This window comes from Arthrobacter sp. UNCCL28 (assembly GCF_900102805.1).
GTDB classification, from domain to species: Bacteria; Actinomycetota; Actinomycetes; order Actinomycetales; family Micrococcaceae; genus Arthrobacter; species Arthrobacter nicotinovorans_A.
In genome coordinates this window covers 1-14422 of the sequence record NZ_FMWE01000007.1, presented here as the reverse complement: position 1 = coordinate 14422, position 14422 = coordinate 1, and the positions used below count along the sequence as shown (strand labels likewise).

At 63.3% G+C, this 14422-nt stretch carries 16 protein-coding genes and 1 rRNA gene; 13 read left to right on the top strand and 4 right to left on the bottom strand.

Features of this window, described 5'->3' with window-relative positions; translation table 11 throughout:
• Positions 1-192 precede the first annotated feature (192 nt).
• The 7 genes from BLQ01_RS17215 (at position 193) to BLQ01_RS17185 (ending at position 7576) form a co-directional block, all read left to right on the top strand.
• Positions 193-1263: an iron-siderophore ABC transporter substrate-binding protein gene (locus tag BLQ01_RS17215; protein WP_091553088.1), complete on the top strand. Its 1071-nt coding sequence runs from the start codon at positions 193-195 to the stop codon at positions 1261-1263.
• 4 nt (positions 1264-1267) lie between these two features.
• Positions 1268-2395: a FecCD family ABC transporter permease gene (locus BLQ01_RS17210; RefSeq protein WP_091553085.1), complete on the top strand. Its 1128-nt coding sequence runs from the start codon at positions 1268-1270 to the stop codon at positions 2393-2395.
• 65 nt (positions 2396-2460) lie between these two features.
• Complete coding sequence (locus BLQ01_RS17205; RefSeq protein ID WP_245232969.1) at positions 2461-3498, top strand: FecCD family ABC transporter permease; 1038 nt, start codon at positions 2461-2463, stop codon at positions 3496-3498.
• A 1-nt stretch (position 3499) separates the two neighbouring features.
• Entirely contained in the window at positions 3500-4324 is an 825-nt protein-coding gene (locus tag BLQ01_RS17200; RefSeq protein ID WP_091553081.1) for an ABC transporter ATP-binding protein, read from the top strand.
• A complete protein-coding gene (locus tag BLQ01_RS17195) occupies positions 4321-5373 on the top strand; it encodes a siderophore-interacting protein (protein WP_026542712.1) in 1053 nt (350 codons plus the stop codon). The genes BLQ01_RS17200 and BLQ01_RS17195 overlap by 4 nt, the downstream gene beginning before the upstream one ends.
• A gap of 494 nt (positions 5374-5867) precedes the next feature.
• Positions 5868-6698, top strand: a complete 831-nt coding sequence (locus tag BLQ01_RS17190) for an SGNH/GDSL hydrolase family protein (RefSeq protein ID WP_091553078.1) — start codon at positions 5868-5870, stop codon at positions 6696-6698.
• Positions 6699-6745: 47 nt separating this feature from the next.
• Positions 6746-7576, top strand: a complete 831-nt coding sequence (locus tag BLQ01_RS17185) for an SGNH/GDSL hydrolase family protein (RefSeq protein ID WP_091553076.1) — start codon at positions 6746-6748, stop codon at positions 7574-7576.
• On the opposite strand, the gene BLQ01_RS17180 is transcribed toward BLQ01_RS17185, so the two are convergent.
• On the bottom strand, positions 7552-7839 hold the full coding sequence (locus BLQ01_RS17180; RefSeq protein ID WP_026542715.1) for a YciI family protein: 288 nt from the start codon (positions 7837-7839) through the stop codon (positions 7552-7554). The two genes, BLQ01_RS17185 and BLQ01_RS17180, sit on opposite strands and share 25 nt — an antisense overlap.
• 68 nt (positions 7840-7907) lie before the next feature.
• On the opposite strand from BLQ01_RS17180, the gene BLQ01_RS17175 reads away from it, so the two are divergent.
• Both BLQ01_RS17175 and BLQ01_RS17170 read left to right on the top strand, forming a co-directional pair.
• Positions 7908-8387, top strand: coding sequence for a MarR family winged helix-turn-helix transcriptional regulator (locus BLQ01_RS17175; protein WP_026542716.1), 480 nt, complete (start codon positions 7908-7910; stop codon positions 8385-8387).
• A gap of 53 nt (positions 8388-8440) precedes the next feature.
• Positions 8441-9205: an SGNH/GDSL hydrolase family protein gene (locus tag BLQ01_RS17170; RefSeq protein ID WP_091553073.1), complete on the top strand. Its 765-nt coding sequence runs from the start codon at positions 8441-8443 to the stop codon at positions 9203-9205.
• A 43-nt stretch (positions 9206-9248) separates the two neighbouring features.
• Here BLQ01_RS17170 and BLQ01_RS17165 read toward each other — a convergent pair whose 3' ends face one another.
• The 3 genes from BLQ01_RS17165 to BLQ01_RS17155 are packed head-to-tail and all read right to left on the bottom strand — an operon-like array spanning position 9249 to position 11981.
• A complete protein-coding gene (locus tag BLQ01_RS17165) occupies positions 9249-10040 on the bottom strand; it encodes an FAD:protein FMN transferase (RefSeq protein ID WP_091553071.1) in 792 nt (263 codons plus the stop codon).
• Positions 10024-10524 (bottom strand): FMN-binding protein, encoded by a 501-nt coding sequence (locus BLQ01_RS17160; protein ID WP_175493475.1) that lies wholly within the window; start codon positions 10522-10524, stop codon positions 10024-10026. Before BLQ01_RS17160 ends, BLQ01_RS17165 begins: the two co-directional genes overlap by 17 nt.
• Complete coding sequence (locus BLQ01_RS17155; RefSeq protein WP_091553067.1) at positions 10521-11981, bottom strand: ferredoxin reductase family protein; 1461 nt, start codon at positions 11979-11981, stop codon at positions 10521-10523. Before BLQ01_RS17155 ends, BLQ01_RS17160 begins: the two co-directional genes overlap by 4 nt.
• A gap of 396 nt (positions 11982-12377) precedes the next feature.
• Here BLQ01_RS17155 and rpmB point away from each other — a divergent pair, with 396 nt between their 5' ends.
• The 4 genes from rpmB to BLQ01_RS17135 all read left to right on the top strand — a co-directional run.
• A complete protein-coding gene (gene rpmB, locus BLQ01_RS17150) occupies positions 12378-12614 on the top strand; it encodes a 50S ribosomal protein L28 (protein ID WP_011776361.1) in 237 nt (78 codons plus the stop codon).
• The gene (gene rpmG, locus BLQ01_RS17145) at positions 12614-12781 is read left to right on the top strand and encodes a 50S ribosomal protein L33 (RefSeq protein WP_003798558.1); all 168 of its coding nucleotides are present in this window, start codon (positions 12614-12616) and stop codon (positions 12779-12781) included. The genes rpmB and rpmG overlap by 1 nt, the downstream gene beginning before the upstream one ends.
• 4 nt (positions 12782-12785) lie before the next feature.
• A complete protein-coding gene (rpsN, locus tag BLQ01_RS17140; protein WP_011776360.1) occupies positions 12786-13091 on the top strand; it encodes a 30S ribosomal protein S14 in 306 nt (101 codons plus the stop codon).
• Between the two features lie 1264 nt (positions 13092-14355).
• A 16S ribosomal RNA gene (locus BLQ01_RS17135) occupies positions 14356-14422 on the top strand; the annotation flags it as partial.

Sequence of the window (14422 nt, the reverse complement as noted above, 5' to 3'; positions counted from 1 at the left end):
CTGAGCGAGGGTTGGGCTGACGGGCGGGGGGGATGTGAGCGAGGGTTGGGCTGAAGGGCGGGGGATGTGAGCGAGGGTGTGATCTGCATCCCATTTTGCCCATGGGGTGGATTACGTGACGCAAACGTTTCTTAATTATCCGGAGGGTAGGCTAGCCTTACTTAGGTTCGCATCACTTACCTAAGGAGTACCGTGGCATCCCTTCTCCCACGCCGCGCCCTGCTGAAAACTGCAGGTACCGCGACGGCCGCCTTGGCCGCCGTCGCCCTTTCACTCACTGGCTGCTCCACAGGCCCGGCAACCACATCGCCGGCATCCGAGCAGGCTGAGTCCGCTGCTTTCCCGGTGACCATCAAGAACGTCTTTGGTGAGACCACCATCAAGGAACAGCCCAAGCGCGTAGTCACCGTCTCGTGGGTCAATGATGACGTCGCGATCGCCCTGGGCGTTGTCCCGGTTGGCGTTCCCAAGAACGAGTGGGGCAACAATGACAAGGGCTCCACCCCTTGGAAGGACGCTGCACTGGAGAAGCTCGACGCCGGCTTTGGTACCGACAAGGCTCCGGTCCAGTATTCCGAGGCAGACGGCATCAACTTCACCGAGATCGCGAAGCTCAGCCCCGACGTCATCCTGGCCGCGTACTCTGGCCTGGAAGAGGCTGACTACAAGAAGCTCAGCGAAATCGCCCCCGTTGTGGCGCAGCCGGAGTTGTCCTACGGTACGCCGTGGCAGGAAAGCACCACCATCATCGGCAAGGCACTGGGCAAGGAAGCCGAAGCCAAGAAGCTGGTGGAGGACACCGAAGCCACCATCAAGGACAAGGTCTCCAAGTACCCGCAGATCAAGGACAAGACCTTCATCTACGGCAACCTCGAGCCTGCCAAGGGTGACGGTGCCAACGTGTACACCGCCATCGACAACCGCCCCCGCTTCCTCTCCGAAATCGGCATGAAGCTGGCACCGGTCGTCACGGAAAACACCAAGTCGAAGACGGAATTCTTCATCCCGTGGTCCGCTGAGAAGGCCAACGAGCTCGAATCGGACATCTTCGTGACCTGGGTTCCGGACGCCACCACCGCCGACGCCGTCAAGGCCGATCCTCTGCTGGGCCAGATCCCGGCGATCAAGAAGGGCGGCCTGGTTGCCGATTCGGACCAGACCCTGACGCTCTCCATCTCCGCTTCTTCGCCGCTGAGCCTGCCGTGGGCACTGGATACCTTCCTGCCGAAGCTGGGTAGCGCAGCGGAAGCCGTGAGCAAGTAACACCATGAAAATGAGTACGACGACGGCACTCCAGGGGAGGGGCAGCGGCACTTTGGTGCCGGCTGTCCCTGGAGGCACCCCTGGCGCTTCGGCATCCGGAGGGGGGACCGGGACCCGCCGCAGCGAAAGCAACCGCAGCGCAGGCAAGCGCACCGCCTGGTTGCTGGTGGCCGTCGTCGTACTCGCCGCAGTCTGCGCCGCATCCCTGGCGATCGGCGCACGCGGCCTTCCCCTTAATACCGTGTGGGAAGCACTCACCAACTTCAATCCGGCCGACGGCAACCACGCTGTGGTGATCGCACGGATTCCTCGCACGATCCTGGGCCTCCTTGCCGGGGCAGCGCTCGGCCTGGCCGGGGCTGCCATGCAGGGCGTGGCCCGCAACCCGTTGGCTGATCCGGGCATCCTGGGCCTGAACGCCGGCGCGGCCCTGGCTGTGGTTGTGGGCATTTACGTCTTTGGCATCGGCTCCTTGACCGGCTACATCTGGTTTGCTTTCATCGGGGCCGCAGTGGCCGCCGTCGTGGTTTATGCCGTGGCGTCTTTGGGACGTGACGGTGCGACGCCGGTCAAGCTCGCCCTGGCGGGCGCAGCGCTGAGCGCCGGCCTGGTTTCCCTGACGAACGTGATTCTGGTTTCCAGCCAGGACACCCTGGACCGCTTCCGTTTCTGGCAGGTGGGCAGCATTGGTGGGCGTGACTGGTCCGTGCTGCTGCCTGCCCTGCCCTTCCTGGCCGTTGGCGCGATCATCGTCCTTGGCGGCGGGCGCATCCTGAACAGCCTGGCCCTGGGTGACGACATTGCCCGCGGCTTGGGCCAAAACGTTGTCCTGGCCCGTGCCGTCACGGCGCTGGGGATTGTGCTGTTGTGTGGCTCGGCCACTGCTTTGGCTGGCCCCATTGGCTTCGTGGGCTTGGTGGTTCCGCACGCCGTCCGCTTGTTGACCGGGCCGGATTACCGGTGGATCCTGCCGTTTTCCCTGGTGTCGGCTCCCATCCTGCTCATCACCGCCGACGTCATTGGCCGCGTGATCCTTCTTCCGGGCGAAGTTCCGGCCGGCATTATGACTGCGATCGTGGGGGCGCCGGTGTTTGTCTGGCTCATCCGCCGTGGAAAGGGGGCAGGGCTGTGACCGTCCTTAAATCCGCCCCCGAGCTGGCACTTAATGACAATGTTTCCCCCAAACACCCTCATAAAATGCCACTTTGGCGAGTGCTGAGCCCCACGTTCTTCCTCGCGCTGGCACTCGTGGCAATGTTCGCCGTCTACGTGCTCCTGGGCAGCTACACGGTGACCATCCCGGACTTCTTCACCATTGTGATCAACCACCTCACCGGTGGCGAAAAGATCCCCGGTGCCAGTTTCATCGTCATGGAGCACAAACTGCCCAGGGCGATGGTTGGCACCATGATCGGCGTGGCTTTCGGGCTCGCCGGTGCACTCTTCCAGACCATGCTGCGCAACCCCTTGGCCAGCCCGGACATCATCGGCATCAGCTCAGGTGCCAGCGCGGCAGCTGTGACGGCAATCGTGATTTTCGGCGCCTCCGGAGCCGTTGTTTCCGGTGCTGCGTTGATCGGAGCGCTTGGTGTCGCGGCCATCATCTACGCGATCTCCCGCAGCGGTTCGGGCGCGGGTGGAGGAAGCCGCGGAAACGCGGCAGGCAACCGCCTCATCCTTGCCGGCGTGGGCATCGCCGCCGCCCTTCACGCAGTGGTCAACTTCCTGATGACCCGGGCGGACGTCCGCACTGCCGCCGACGCCCTCATCTGGCTCAACGGCTCGCTGAATACCGCTACCTGGGACCGCGTGGGCGTCCTGACGGTCTCGCTGCTGGTCCTCATCCCCGCCGTGATCGCCCTGGCTGGCCCGTTGCGCATCCTCGAACTCGGTGACGACGCCGCCGCCGGCCTGGGAATCCGGGTCAACGCCACGCGGCTGGGACTGGTGCTGACCGCCGTCGGGCTTGCCGCCGTCGCAACCGCTGCCGCCGGCCCGGTAGCGTTCGTCGCATTCCTGGCCGGACCGATCGCCCGCCGCATCGTCCGCAAACCCAGCCTTCCGGCGTCGGCCCTTACCGGTGCGCTGATCGTGTTGCTCGCCGACTTCCTGGCCTCCAACATCGCCCCCGTCATCCTCGACGGAACCGTCCTCCCGGTCGGCGTCATCACCGGCGCCCTGGGTGCACCCTTCCTGCTGTGGCTGCTGGTCACATCGAACCGAAAGGAGGCCTGAGATGGCCGTCCTTAATGCCAAGGACCTCACGCTCCAATACGAGGCACGCAAGGTAGTAGAGGGACTCTCCACCGAGATCCCCGAAGGCAAAGTGACCATGATCGTAGGTGCAAACGCCTGCGGCAAGTCCACTCTCCTGCGGGGTTTGTCGCGGCTCCTCAAACCCGCCGGCGGCGCCGTGACCCTCGACGGCAAAGACATCCACACCCGCCCCGCCCGCGAACTTGCCCGGACGCTCGGCCTCCTTCCGCAGCACCCCACTGCCCCGGACGGCATTACCGTGCGGGACCTCGTGGGGCGTGGACGGTACCCGCACCAAGGCTTCTTCCGCAGCTGGTCAGCCGCCGACGACGCCGCGGTGCAGCGCGCGCTGGACGCAACGGACACGCTGGAACTCGCTGAGCGGAGCATCGACGAACTCTCCGGCGGACAACGCCAGCGCGTATGGATTGCCATGGCCCTTGCCCAGGAGACCGAGGTCCTGCTGCTGGACGAGCCCACCACCTACCTTGACCTTGCCCACCAAGTGGAAGTCCTGGACCTCATCACCGACCTCAACCGCAGCCGCGGCACCACAGTGGCGATCGTGCTCCACGACCTCAACCTCGCCGCCCGGTACGCCGATCACGTCATCGCCATGAAGGGCGGATGCATCGTTGCTGAAGGTCCGGCCCCCGTCGTGGTCACCGAGGAACTCGTTTTCAACGTGTTCGGCCTCGAATCCCGGGTGGTGATGGACCCCATCTCAGGCACACCTTTGATCGTCCCTATCGGACGCCACCACGCACGAACCGCTTCAACCAACGAACTGGAGATCGCTTCATGAGTGCACAACCCACGAAGGCAACAACGAGTGCCGTGGAGCCCATGACCCTCGCCTTCGACGTCACCGTAACGGCGGTGCAGGAGCTGAGCCCGAACTTCCGCCGCATCACCTTTGGCGGTTACTCGCTGCGGGGATTCGGCGTCGCCGGGGACACCCTGGACCTGCGCGTGAAGCTGATGATTCCCTCCTTCGACGCTTCCGGCAACGCCATCCCCTTGCCTCCCTTCAGGATGGAAGAAGCAGGCTGGTACCAGGAATGGTTGGCCATGGATCCCTCCATCCGAGGTGACATGCGTACCTACACCGTCCGCTCCGAACGCCTTGATGCTGTGTACCCGGAGATCGACATCGACTTCGTCATGCACTTCGACGACGCCGGAAACGGCGGACCCGCCGCCAACTGGGCCCTTGCGGCCAAGCCCGGGGACGCCCTGACCATCATCGGCCCCAACAACCGGGCTGCGCAGTGCACCACGGCCGGTGCCTACGGCGGCATCGAATGGCGTCCCGGCATGGCCCAGCGCGTGCTTCTCGCCGGCGATGAAACAGCTGTCCCCGCCATCAGTGCCATCCTCGAAAGCCTGCCCGCCGACATGACCGGCCATGCCTTCCTTGAAGTGCCGGAAGCCGGCGACTTCCAGGACATCTCCACGGCAGCCGACATCGAGATCACCTGGCTCGCCCGCGGCGCAGCCATCGGACGCTCGCGTCCCCACGGCGAACTCCTCAAAGAAGCCGTGGCCAAGGCCGTGCCCGTGCCAGGTTGGGTAGGCATCAAGGGCGCAGGCACCGCAGCCGGACCCGAGCCCGAAGACGTCAACGTGGACCAGGACATCCTCTGGGAAACCCCCCAGCGCATGGACGCAGCAGCCATCGAAGCGTCCAAGAATCCAACCCTGCCCGCTGGTGCCTTGCCGTTCTACGCGTGGATCGCCGGCGAAGCGTTCGTGATCAAGGAAATGCGGCGGTATTTGGTGCGCGACGTTGGTATCGACCGGAAGCAGGTTGCTTTCATGGGCTACTGGCGCCGAGGCAAAGCGGAGGGCTAAGCCGAGTCTGCATCCTCTGAGGGTTACAGGGGCGGGGTCACAGGGGCGGGTCCGTCGTGGCTGGTCCGTCGTGGGCGTGGCCGCCGAAGCGGCGGTTTTGCCGTCGCTTAGACACGCCCCAGAAGTGGCGATACGGTCGCTGGGCGACCTTCCCGCCACGATGGGGCGCGATGCGCTCCTTTGCAAAACCGTCGCTGCGGCTCGTGCGCACCTCACCTTGCGACGCTCTCTCACTTCCCCCTTGCTTGGGCCCGACGCTCTTTCACTTCCCCCGTGTTCGGGGCCGTCGCTCTTTCATGTCCCCCGTGTTTGGGGGTGACGCTCTATCACTTCCCCCGTGTTTGGGGGCGGCGACGCTCTATCTCTTCCCCCGTGTTTCGCACCGGCGCTCTATCACTTCTCCTGTGATAGCGGCCGTCGCTCTATCACTTCCCCCGTGGCTTGTTCACTTGGGGTTGGCTCTCGCGTAACCGGGGGCCGGTAGCTTCGGTGGGGTGCGGGAGGAATCCGGGGTTGGGAGCAGGGCTCGACGGCGGTTTGTCGCCATCGGGGACTCCTTCACCGAGGGCGTGGGGGACCCGAGCAAAGTCCTGCCGAACGGGGTGCGCGGATGGGCCGACCGGGTGGCCGAGAAGCTGGCTAAGGCGCAGCCCGGCTGGGAGTACGCCAATCTGGCTGTGCGCAGTAAACGGCTCCGGCACGTCATCGATGAACAACTCGAACCGGCGCTTGCCATGGAGCCAACGCTCATCACGCTCTACGCCGGAGGCAACGACATCCTCGATTTTGGCACCGACATGGACGCACTCCTCAGAGACTATGAGTCGCTGGTTGCCCGGTTGAGCGAAACCGGTGCCACCTTGGTCCTCTTCACGGGGTTCGACGTCAAGGTTTCGGCGGTCCTGGAGCCCTTCAAGAAGCGCAACACCCTGTACAACCAAAGGGTTCGTGAGATCGCCGCCACTTACGGCGCAGTCCTTGTGGACTATTGGTGCTTCGATGCCTACAAGGACTCGCGGATGTGGGCCCCGGACCGGCTCCACATGTCCAAGGCGGGCCACAAATATTTGGCCGCCCAGATTTTGGACCACCTCAACGTCCCACACAAGATCTCCCCAAAGGAGTGGGATCCGCCCACCCGCATTTCCGTCCGTGAATGGGAACGGAAGCAGCGACGCTGGGTCAACGACTGGGTGGTCCCGCTGTTCGGCCGGAAACTGCGCGGGGTCACCCTCGGCGACACACTGAGCCCGCGCTGGCCCCACCCCGTCGAGGTCCCGCGGAAGGGCGGCTTGAAAAAGCTCATGGAAGAGGCCACCAAGTGACGGAACAGACCAAATGACGGAGCAGGCCAAATGACGGAGCAAACCAAGTGACGGACCAGCTCAGGTTTGTCGCCCTCGGAGACTCGTTTACCGAAGGCGTAGGCGACCCCGACCCCAGGCTTCCCAACAACTGCCGGGGCTGGGCAGACAGGGTGGCCGAAGAAATGGCGCGGCAGGACCAATCCGTCCGATACGCCAACCTGGCCATCCGCGGCCGCCGGCTCCAACAGATTATTGACGAACAAATCGAGCCTGCGCTGGCCATGAACCCCACACTTGTCAGCTTCTATGCCGGCGGCAATGACCTGCTCATGGCAAGGCCAAACATGACCAGGCTCATCCGGACTTATGAGGATGCCGTGCAGAGGATCGTGGCCAGTGGAGCAACGGTCCTGCTGTTTACGGGTTACAACGTTCCTCTATCGCCCTTGCTGGAGCCGCTCAAGGTCCGCACGGCAATCTACAACCGCAGCATTCGGCGGATCGCGGCTGAATACGGAACGTTGCTGGTGGATTACTGGTGCTTTGAGAAGTTCCAGGATCAGCGGATGTGGGCCCCGGACCGACTGCATATGTCCACTCCGGGCCACAGCTATATGGCCAAAAAGGTCCTGGAGGTCCTTGGTTCGCCTCACTCGCTCGAATCACCGGTGCTCGGAGCTCCCCGTCCGCGGACCTTTACGGAAAACATCGCCGACGACGCCGCTTGGCTGAGGCGCGACGTCGGGCCTTGGTTGTCACGCAGGCTTCGCGGCGTATCCAGCGGCGATCACGTGGGCGCGCGGTGGCCTGACCTCATGCCGGTAGTGCTACCAGAGCGGCTGGGGATGGCCGGTGCGAAAGCGCAGGTCCCTCAGCTGTCCAGCAGGTTCTCGTAGCCTTCCGCCACGCTGGTTGCCGTGAATTCGATGATCTCAAATTCGGCTACACCGTTGCTGTAGAACGGGTCCTGCGCCAGGGAAGCATCCAGGGTTGCCCGGTCCACTTTGGACAGGAGCACACCGCCCGTGGCTGGGACGCGACGTCCGGACGCAAGGAAGACACCGGCGTCGAACGCTTCCTTAAGCCAGGCCATATGGCCCTGGCGGTGGAAGTCGACGATTTCGTCGGGAACTTTGTAGGTCAGTGAGACTACGAACATGCCGCCAGCCTATCGGTTGGGCCCGAGCGCGGACCTAAGGAAGCTGTGAATTCTCCTAAGATGGGTTCATGACTCAACCCCGCTGGCTGAACGCCGACGAACGCCGTGCCTGGCTGGCCCTGCTGAGCATCAACACCTTGCTTCCCTCGGCGTTGGACACCCAGCTTCAGTCGGCCGGCAAACTGTCCCTTTTTGACTACAACGTGTTGGCAATGCTCTCCGAAACGGAGGGCCGGTACCTTCCCATGAGCGAACTTGCCGCACGCACGAGTGCCTCCTTGTCGCGCCTGTCCCACGTAGTGACCAAGTTGCAGAAACGTGGCTGGGTGGAGCGGCAGGCGCATCCCGGTGACGCCCGGGTGACCGTTGCGCACCTCACCGAAGCCGGCATGGCAACGATCGTCGACCTCGCACCGGGACATGTGGAATCCGTGCGGACCCTGATGCTGGATTCCCTGACGCCGGACGACGTGGCCGACCTCGCCCGGATCGGTGAGAAAATTGTGGCCCGCCTGGACAACAACCACTGGATCCTCCGTGACTCGTGACCCGCTCAAGCGGTGCTTTGTAGCCCCGGTCGTTGAAGTGGCAGACTGACGGCATGGATTTTTCTGCCCGTTACGTTGCCCTGGGGGACTCGTTCACTGAGGGTGTCGGAGACGACGATCCCGGCCGTCCCAACGGTGTCCGCGGCTGGGCTGATGTCCTGGCCGGACAGTTGGCCCGCACCAACGAGGACTTCGGGTACGCCAACCTTGCTATTCGCGGCCGGAAACTCCGCCAGATCATGGCTGAACAGGTGGATGCCGCCGTCGCCTTGAAACCTACGTTGGTGACCCTGTACGCAGGGGCGAACGACATCCTTCGGCCCAAGATCGATATTGACTCGCTTCTTGAAGAGTACGACGCCGGTATCGCCAAGTTAAGCGCGACGGGCGCCACCGTGGTCCTCTTCACGGGCTTTGACGCGAAGGGCTCGAAAGTCTTCAGCGCCATGCGTGGCCGCACCGCGATCTACAACGAACTGGTCCGCGAAATCGCCGAGGACCACGGAGCCTTGCTGGTGGATTACTGGCGCTTTGACGAGTACGACGACTGGCGCCTCTGGGGAGACGACCGGATGCACATGTCCACGGCCGGCCACGTGAACATGGCAAGGCGGGTGCTCGATGTCCTGGAGCACGAGCACGCGATCGAGGTGCCGGAACTCGCGCCCATCCGTTTGGCCAACCGGGTGGAAACCTTGAAGGCCAATGCCCGGTGGGTCAAGGAATCTGCGGCTCCCTGGGTATCGCGCCGCCTGCGGGGAGTATCTTCCGGGGACAGCCTCAGCCCCAAGTATCCCGAACTCATCCGGCCACTTTAGGCCCCAGTGCTTTTGGCCTCGCTCCCTCAAGGCCGCGGACGCCTTACGCCGCGGCCCGAAACTCCGGCGTGGCCAGCAAGGTCCCGTCGGAGTTGACCGCAAGCACGCCCACGCCCCATCTTTCAACGGCTTGATCCAACGTCCGCGTGCCGCCGGCCACGATTGCAGTCGCCAACACGTCGGCTGTCACAATATCCACTGCCGCGACCGAAACCTGGATGAACCCGGACCTGTTCCCGCCGACGGCCCAAATGTGGTGGCCCCGCTCCGCCGAGCCCGAAGTAGCCAGGGCGTTTGCCGATTCCAACGGGAAGGCGCCCAGCAGAGCCCGTCGATCCAGCGGATCCACAATCCCGGTGAGCCATGGCTCCTGTGTGGCGTGTCCAGGGTGTCCGCTGACCAGCACATCCCCGCCGGCGTTCAAGCACCAGTTATGCAGCCCCAGCGCACCCAGGGATAGAGCCGCTTCGCGGGCAGCGTGGGCTTTCACGATTCCGGAGAGGTCCAAAATGCCGTCCGGACGTTCGGCGCTGAAAGCACCCTCTGTCGCCAACCGCCATTCCGACGCCTCGGCGTAAAGGTCCTGCATGCTCCCGGATGCGCAAGCCAATGTGAGTTCACCACGGGCCAGCCTGCTCGCTTCGGACGCGGGGCGGTACAGGCTGAATGTGCGGTCCAACTCGGTGAAAATTCCCTGAACAACCTCGACGGCGGACTCCAGTTCGTCCTGCGCGGCATCGGCCCAGGTGCTGCCCGCCACCGTCAGGCTCACCACAGTGCCCATGCTGCGGAACGTCCGCGCACGCAGCTGTTTTCCGCTAGAAGTTGGCTGCATCGAGGGCTGCCTGGAGGGAAGTGAGGTAGGCGTCGCTGGTCACTGTGGCCCCGCCGATGGTCTGGACATTGGCTGACTGGGCTTGAAGGACTTCGGACCGCAGCACCGGGGCTGCACGGCTGCTGATCTGAGCTGACTTCCGTTCCGCATCAGTGAGCTGCAACGCCGTGACCTCAGTGATCCTGCCGTCCTGGATTGTCACCTGAACCTGGACGGTACCGAAGCGGGTCTGGACTGACGCGCCGTCGTACGTGGCCGCCGTCGTGTTGGTTCCTTGATTGCCGGTGCCGCTGCTGCTTCCGCTGCCGCTGCCGTTGCCTGTGTTTCCGGAGCCGTTGCCGCTGGCGCCGCCTGTGATGGAACTGCTGCTCAGGCTGGTGGTGGTCGCCGTGCCGGTTTCGGCCACGTGCGCGCCGGACTGCCACCCGGCAAGGAGGATGCCCGCCGACGCAACCGCGGTTGCCAATGCTGCCCGTATTCTCACCAGTCAAACCTTTCGTAGTGGAGTTGCTCTGCGGGGACGCCGGCCGCTTGCACGTCCCGGATGAGGGAATCGGCCCAAAGGGTTGGACCACAGACGTACACATCGGCGTCCGCGATTCCGGGGACGTAGGAGGTGAGCGTGAACCCGGACTGGACGGCCGGTTCAGGAAGCCACGTGTGCTGCCCCGCGGATCGAGGACCGGTCAGATGGTGGAGCGTCGCGCCCCGTGCCTGGCAAAGGGCCATGATTTCGTGGCCGAGGAAGAGCTCGGATTCGTCGTGGCCGCGGAGCAGGACTGTCGCGTTGCCCGGTTCGAACGGGGTTGACTCCAGCAGAGACCGCAAGGGGGTGATGCCAATGCCTGCACCGATCATCACCACCTTGTTCCTGGACCGCGCGGCGGTGCTGAAGAGTCCGTAGGGTCCTTCAACAGCTACCTTGGTGCCGGGCTTGATATGGGCGAGCCGGGCAGAGCCGTCGCCGAGGTTTCGGACGGTGATCCGCAACTTCCCCGGAGCCGTGGCCGATCCGGGAAATGGTTCCGCGGACAGGCTGAACGGGTGCGGTTGCCACCAGTGGCCCGATGCCAGGAAGCGCCAGAAGAAAAAGCGACCACCTGTACCGGACAACCGCCCAAGGTTGCGTCCGGTCATCTCGATGCTGAAAACGTCCGCTGAAACGCGAACCACCCGGCTGACGGTGAGCTGATGCCGGAAACTGGAGGCCAGCGGTTGGTACACCCGGTAGAAGAGGAGGGCTGCGCCGGTAAAGACGCAGAGCGCCAGCCAATACCAGCGCTGCCAGGTGCCCTCGGCAAAGAGCCCGCCGACGCTGAACTGGTGGGGGATTGCCGTTCCCACTGCGGCGTAGGTCAACAGGTGAATCGCGTACCAGAACTCGTATGGGTACTTGCGGCGGACCGCAACCAGCGACGAAACCACCACTGCGATGAAGAGTGCCATGGAGACGAATGCAAGCCACATGTCTGGGACGCTGGTCCACAACGACACGGCTTCGCTGAGTGGGTCCAGTCCTTCAGCTGCGCCGTATCCGATCACCAGCAGCAGCCCGTGTGCCAACAGCAGATAAAGGGCGGGCTTGCCCAGCTTCTTATGCACTTCCAGCGCGCGATCGTGGCCTATGGCGTTGTCGACAAACGGGATCCGGGCCGCCAACAAGAGCATCAGCAACACAAGGTCCATGCCAATCAGGCCGGCCACGATGCCCAACCCGGTCATGGTTCCCGCGAACGAGGAGAACCCGTCGGCGCCGCCGTCGGCCAACCACAGTGCCACCGCCGCAGCACCTGAAAACCATGCAAGGAAACCCAGGATGTCGGCCCGGGCCAGCCGCCGACGTGCTTGGGGACGGAAGCGCTCGACGCCGGTCTGCGCCTTCCGCGGGACCGACACCTGGGTGCCTTCCGCCGTCGATTTAGGGGTCAGTAGCGAGGTCATGTCATAAGACTCGCCCCGCATCCTTTCGTTCTGCTGTGAAAGAGCTATAAGAGGCGTATGATGCCGGATTGGTCTTAATTTGGCCTGACCCGTAGAATAGTTAGGCGCTAGGTAGTGCGGTTCGTGTGCAATTGCTCCGGTTGGTGGTGACTGTCGGTTTTTCCGACATCCCGGTGGCCGGTAGTTAGGGGCTCAAGTTGCGTGCATTCCTGTATTCGCCCGGTATCCCAGGACCTGTTCCAGTGTTCATCACTGTCCGGCCCTGAGGCCAACCTTCTTCGCCGCACTTGCTGCGGAAACTACCGAAATGGTTTGGACCCGGATGCGGACGCTGCCTGTCGCACGGTAACGCAGGAACATCTGCACGCCGTTACATTCAATCTTTGGAGGAGAGTCATGGCAGCACACTGCCAAGTGACCGGAGCCGAGCCGGGCTTTGGACACAGCATTTCGCACTCGCACCGTCGCAACAAGCGCCGGTTCGATCCGAACATTCAGAAGAAGCGCTACTGGGTTCCGTCCCTGCGCCGTAATGTCACGCTGACCCTGTCAGCCCGTGGCATCAAGACCATCGACGTACGCGGCATCGACTCAGTCGTTGCTGACATCCTGGCACGAGGAGTAAAGCTCTAATGGCAAAGGACAAGGACGTACGTCCGATCATCAAGCTGAAGTCCACCGCGGGCACGGGTTACACCTACGTAACCCGCAAGAACCGTCGTAACGACCCGGACCGTCTGGTCCTGAAGAAGTACGACCCCAAGATCCGCCAGCACGTCGAATTCCGAGAGGAGCGCTAAACACATGGCAAAGAAGTCAAAGATTGCTCGCAACGAGCAGCGCAAGGTCATTGTTGAGCGTTACGCTGCCAAGCGTCTCGAACTGAAGAAGACCCTGGTTGACCCCAACGCGACTGACGAAGCACGCGAAGCTGCACGCCTCGGCCTGCAGAAGCTGCCCCGCAACGCCTCCCCGATCCGTCTGCGTAACCGCGACCAGATCGACGGCCGTCCCCGTGGCACGCTCCAGAAGTTCGGTATCTCCCGTGTTCGCTTCCGCGACATGGCTCACCGTGGTGAGCTCCCGGGCATCACCAAGTCTTCCTGGTAATCACGAAGCCCTGAAAAGGCCGGCAACCGTTATGGTTGCCGGCCTTTTTTGCGTTTAAGCGCGTGTTCGCGGGGGTTGGTTGCGGTTGTGGGTTGGGTGTTGTGGGTTGCGGGTTGGTGCGGCGGAGTGGCGAGTGGGTGTGGTTGCTGGTTGGGCGGGGGAGTTGTGGCTGGGCTGCTGGTTGCGGGTTGGTGCGGCGGTCGTCCTCGGCGCGCTGCTCCTTCGTCGCTTTGACGCGCGCTGCCGGACGACCGCCGCCCCTTCCGACGCTCTCGCACTTCCCCCGGGGTTGGGATTGATCGCTCTCTCACTTCCCCCTGGGTTGGGGCCGGATCCTCTCTCACGTCCCCCGGTGTTGGGGCCGGATCCTCTCTCACGTCCCCGGGGTTGGGGCCGGATGCCCGCTCACTTCCCAGGGGTTGGGTTGGCGGCTGGGCGGGGGTCTTCCTTGGTGCGCTTGGTCGTTCTTGTCTTGGGCGCGCGCTGCCGGATGCCGCCGCCCCTTCCCAACGCTCTCGCACTTCCCCCGGGGTTGGGATTGATCGCTCTCTCACTTCCCCCTGGGTTGGGGCCGGATCCTCTCTCACGTCCCCCGGGGTTGGGGGCGGATCCTCTCTCAGGTCCCCAGGGGTTGCGGGGCGGATCCTCTCTCACGTCCCCCGGGTTGCGGGAGTGGGGTTTGGGGTCGTTTGGGTTTGTGATGGGCTTCACTTGGGTTGTTTTGGGCGGATTATGCTTTGTTTGAGGGGTTTGTGCGTCCTTTTGGCCTGTGTTGGCGCGGGTTTTGGTTGGTGTTGGGGGTGATTTGTGCCGGTGCCCGTGGGCGTGTAATGTCTTCTGAGTCGCCGCGAGTGAGACAGCTTGGAGTTGGGAACCGCGGAGGCCGAACCCCTTTGATAACAGCCTGAAAAATGGTGCGCTTCCGGGCGTGCTTGTGTCGGGTGGGGCCGGAGACTGGACCGGAAATCGCGGAAACGTTGATTTGCGAAGTTCTGGTTGATCGGGTAAGTTTGAAAAGTTGCTCCGGAGCGATCCTGGACCCTGGTGGGTGTGGGTGGTGCCGGTAGTGTCTGTTGTTTGAGAACTCAATAGTGTGCCAAGTTTGTTGATGCCGATTGTTTTATTGATTGGTTGAAATTATGGCCGGGTTGCTGCGCACCCCCGTGTGTGGTGGTCTGGTTTTCAGCTGGTTTCGAATTTTGTGCAGCCGCGTCCTGTCGTTATTTCCGGTGGGTGTGGTTGTGTCTGTTTGATTTGTTTTACTTCAACGGAGAGTTTGATCCTGGCTCAGGATGAACGCTGGCGGCGTGCTTAACACATGCAAGTCGAAC

What these genes read in the sequence shown, in the direction of transcription:
- BLQ01_RS17210 (WP_091553085.1), top strand. Translation starts at nt 1,268, where the DNA reads ATGAAAATGAGTACGACGACGGCACTCCAGGGGAGGGGCAGCGGCACT.
- BLQ01_RS17205 (WP_245232969.1), top strand. Translation starts at nt 2,461, where the DNA reads ATGCCACTTTGGCGAGTGCTGAGCCCCACGTTCTTCCTCGCGCTGGCA.
- BLQ01_RS17200 (WP_091553081.1), top strand. Translation starts at nt 3,500, where the DNA reads ATGGCCGTCCTTAATGCCAAGGACCTCACGCTCCAATACGAGGCACGC.
- BLQ01_RS17195 (WP_026542712.1), top strand. Translation starts at nt 4,321, where the DNA reads ATGAGTGCACAACCCACGAAGGCAACAACGAGTGCCGTGGAGCCCATG.
- BLQ01_RS17180 (WP_026542715.1), bottom strand. Translation starts at nt 7,839, where the DNA reads ATGTTCGTAGTCTCACTGACCTACAAAGTTCCCGACGAAATCGTCGAC.
- BLQ01_RS17175 (WP_026542716.1), top strand. Translation starts at nt 7,908, where the DNA reads ATGACTCAACCCCGCTGGCTGAACGCCGACGAACGCCGTGCCTGGCTG.
- BLQ01_RS17170 (WP_091553073.1), top strand. Translation starts at nt 8,441, where the DNA reads ATGGATTTTTCTGCCCGTTACGTTGCCCTGGGGGACTCGTTCACTGAG.
- BLQ01_RS17165 (WP_091553071.1), bottom strand. Translation starts at nt 10,040, where the DNA reads ATGCAGCCAACTTCTAGCGGAAAACAGCTGCGTGCGCGGACGTTCCGC.
- BLQ01_RS17155 (WP_091553067.1), bottom strand. Translation starts at nt 11,981, where the DNA reads ATGACCTCGCTACTGACCCCTAAATCGACGGCGGAAGGCACCCAGGTG.
- rpmB (WP_011776361.1), top strand. Translation starts at nt 12,378, where the DNA reads ATGGCAGCACACTGCCAAGTGACCGGAGCCGAGCCGGGCTTTGGACAC.
- rpmG (WP_003798558.1), top strand. Translation starts at nt 12,614, where the DNA reads ATGGCAAAGGACAAGGACGTACGTCCGATCATCAAGCTGAAGTCCACC.
- rpsN (WP_011776360.1), top strand. Translation starts at nt 12,786, where the DNA reads ATGGCAAAGAAGTCAAAGATTGCTCGCAACGAGCAGCGCAAGGTCATT.